We start from the raw sequence: 1,284 nt of genomic DNA, 5'->3' as shown, positions 1-1,284 counted from the left end.
TTCATACACACCGCCGATTTCGTCCTGAGTGGTGATAACGTCACCTTCTTGGGCCAGCGCCGGTGCGGCCAGTGCCAGAAGTGTGGAAAACGCGAATGCGGTGCCGAAACGGGTCATTGAAACCTCTGCCTGCCCAGGAATTACGGTGCTGCTGCCATATTGGGTTGCTCGCCCGGAAACTAAGCTACCGCAAGCGGAGCCGCAATGTCTTTTACCCGGCCTCCGCGCCTTGCTCTTTTACTTGGCGTTCAATCTGGTAAATGGCTGTGAGTGAGTTTTGCAAAGGGCCAAAGCAGCATGGCAGACCGTTTTCGCGTGACACTGGCGCAGCTGAACCCCACAGTGGGCGACCTGACCGGCAATGCCGCCAAGGCCAAAGCCGCCTGGGAGGAGGGCCGCAAGGCTGGCGCCGATCTGGTGGCGCTGCCGGAAATGTTCATCACCGGTTACAACACGCAGGACCTGGTGATGAAACCGGCCTTTCATCAGGCGGCGATTGCCGAGGTCGAAAAACTGGCGGTGGAATGCGCCGAGGGTCCGGCGCTGGCAATCGGCGGGCCGTGGATCGAGGGCGGTAAGCTCTACAATGCCTATCTGATCCTTAAGGGCGGCAAGATCGCGTCGCGCAGCCTCAAGCACCACTTGCCGAACGAGACCGTCTTTGACGAAGTCCGGATCTTTGATGCCGGCCCTTTGGGTGGCCCTTACGCGGTTGGCAACACCCGCATCGGCTCCCCCATCTGCGAGGATGGCTGGCACGAGGATGTCGCCGAAACCCTTGCCGAAACCGGTGCCGAATTTCTGCTGATTCCAAACGGCTCGCCCTATTTCCGCAACAAGATGGAGGTGCGCTTTAACCACATGGTGGCGCGCGCTGTCGAAACCCATCTGCCGGTGATCTATCTGAACATGGTGGGCGGCCAGGATGATCAGGTGTTTGACGGCGGCTCCTTCGTCTTGAACCCGGGCGGCGCGCTGGCGCTGCAGATGCCGGTGTTTGACGAGGCTTATGCCCATCTGGACCTGGAACGCACAGACGAGGGCTGGTGCGCGGTGGAGGGCGATAAAGCGCATCTGCCGGACGCGTGGGAGCAGGATTACCGTGTGATGGTCGAGTCTTTGCGCGACTACATGGGAAAAACCGGTTTCAGGAGGGTGCTGTTGGGGCTGTCCGGCGGCGTGGACTCGGCCATCGTGGCGGCCATTGCGGTGGACGCGCTTGGCGCTGAAAACGTCCGCTGCGTGATGCTGCCTTCTGAGTACACCTCCGACGAGTCGCTGGAG

At 60.8% G+C, this 1,284-nt stretch carries 1 protein-coding gene; it reads left to right on the top strand.

Features of this window, described 5'->3' with window-relative positions; genetic code table 11:
* Window positions 1–297: 297 nt before the first annotated feature.
* A partial coding sequence (locus tag A2I95_RS39150) for a nitrilase-related carbon-nitrogen hydrolase (protein ID WP_291737754.1) occupies window positions 298–1,284 on the top strand: 987 nt, incomplete at its 3' end.

Source organism: Leisingera sp. F5 (assembly GCF_001593695.1).
The sequence above is the reverse complement of the archived record's forward strand: the minus strand, read 5'-3'. Positions and strand labels throughout refer to the sequence as shown.